2 protein-coding genes are annotated in these 1,699 nt (G+C 62.0%); one reads left to right on the top strand and one right to left on the bottom strand.

Annotated features, from left to right (window positions below):
* Positions 1–197: 197 nt before the first annotated feature.
* A complete protein-coding gene (locus AAFX91_RS41490; RefSeq protein WP_394570325.1) occupies positions 198–995 on the bottom strand; it encodes a hypothetical protein in 798 nt (265 codons plus the stop codon).
* Between the two features lie 253 nt (positions 996–1,248).
* On the opposite strand from AAFX91_RS41490, the gene AAFX91_RS41485 reads away from it, so the two are divergent.
* Positions 1,249–1,503 (top strand): PepSY domain-containing protein, encoded by a 255-nt coding sequence (locus tag AAFX91_RS41485; RefSeq protein WP_282531461.1) that lies wholly within the window; start codon positions 1,249–1,251, stop codon positions 1,501–1,503.
* The last annotated feature ends 196 nt before the right edge of the window (positions 1,504–1,699 follow it).

Raw genomic sequence — 1,699 nt, 5'->3', positions numbered from 1 at the left:
TTCGACAACCTCATTCTGGCACAACTGATGCCGTAGGGGGCCGTCCACCCCATCAACCACAGGCTTCGGTGTGTGCTTCGCTGCAACCGCTTGCTCGCGCCGCAACACTTCCCTGTGGTTATGGGTCCCCGCTTTCGCGCGCCTTCGCGGGGACGACAGTCGTAGGCTGGGCAGGGTCTATTTTCTAAGGAAAGGTCTCATCTCCTGAGGGAGCTCGCATCGTTTGCGAACGTCCTGATCAGCTCGCTGAGGTCATCGTCTGCCGATGTGATCCTGTCGTTTCGATGTTCCGGATTTGGCTCGATACGAATCTCGGGGGCGCTCTGGATGCGCGGGGCGATGGCGGCTGCCCTGGTGCTGCGGACATCGTTCGCCGCGGGCGGCACCACCGCCACCTTCGGCGCGTGGATTTTCGGTAGGCTGCGGCCCGGCTCGATCCGCGCGGGCGGTGACTTCGGCTCCTGATTTGCATCGACCGATGGCTCATGCACTTCGGGCTGTGCCGCCGGCGCGGATTCCTTTCGTGCGGCTTTCGCGATGATTTCGTTGACGATCGCGCCGAGGCGGCCCTTGTCGGGCTGGGCGAGATAGCTATTGGCGAATTCATCGACATGGTGCTGGCCGTAGTCGGACAGCACCGCGGCCAGTCGCGCCAGATCGGGATCGCTCTCGACCAGGCGGCGCCACACTTCCTTGTCGTAAGCGGAGGCGTCGGCGCTCGAGGTCGTTTGCGGTGCCGGCAAGGGTGGAGGTTCCGCAGTGATCGGAACATTTTCCGCGTGGGCCGGAGGCGCCTCGACAAGTGCTGCAGCCGGCTCTGGACGCGCATCGAGGGCGGCGACGGCCGCCGCCTTCTCCGCCTTTCGCCGCTTCCGCTCGGCGACCTGCAGCGACACGAGGCCAATGCCCATCAACAGAAAGCCGAGAGCGGCCCAGGCCACCGTGAGGCACAGGACGAATCCTGCGAGCAGCAAAACCCAACCAGCAATACGCATGGCACGCCTTTCTTCCGGCAACAATTTGGCGCGGTCGGGCGGATTTGGCAAATCGACAAGCTTTGTCCTTAAAGCAAACGAATCCGTGATCGAAGCAACCCGCGCCGCGAGGAAACCGTCCCATTGTCGCCAATTGGCAGCCAACAAGCGGTCGCAACCGCTGCTGATCACCCAGTTTCGCTGTGAAATGGGAACCAATACGCCTCGAGGGCTGTTGGTGCCTGCCGTAACGAACCTTCACCAGGAGTGGCCCATGCGAAAATTCATCCTCCCGATGGTTGCGGTTATGACCCTTGGGATTGCGACACAGGCCAAGGCTTATGATTCTGGCGATCTCATATCGATGCAGAGAGCACTGGCGATCGCGACCGATCTCGGTCTCGTAGCGGTGTCTCACACTGAATTTGCCGGCTATGAATGGCAAATCGAGGGGCGGGATATCGAAGGCCGATACATGGAAGTTGATGTCGACGCCCGCACCGGTGAAGTACTCAACGTCGACCGATAAACCTGCGAGGTGCTGCTTGATGCGCCCTCGCCCCCTTGTGGGAGAGGGCTACTCCGGCGTCGGCACGAACGCGCTTGGGTGAGGGGTCTCTCTCCACGCGCACCGTGCCCGCGGCGACGACCCCTTGTATCTGCACGGGCATGATTTGTGCGATGGAAGCGATTTAGCGTCTTGGCCGGTGGCCACCGGCCAAGAC

It is taken from the genome of Bradyrhizobium sp. 31Argb (assembly GCF_043638955.1).
Taxonomy (GTDB): Bacteria; Pseudomonadota; Alphaproteobacteria; order Rhizobiales; family Xanthobacteraceae; genus Bradyrhizobium.
The sequence above is the reverse complement of the archived record's forward strand: the minus strand, read 5'-3'. Positions and strand labels throughout refer to the sequence as shown.

Excerpts from the sequence above, each read along its gene's own strand:
- AAFX91_RS41490 (WP_394570325.1), bottom strand. The coding sequence starts at position 995 with ATGCGTATTGCTGGTTGGGTTTTGCTGCTCGCAGGATTCGTCCTGTGC.
- AAFX91_RS41485 (WP_282531461.1), top strand. The coding sequence starts at position 1,249 with ATGCGAAAATTCATCCTCCCGATGGTTGCGGTTATGACCCTTGGGATT.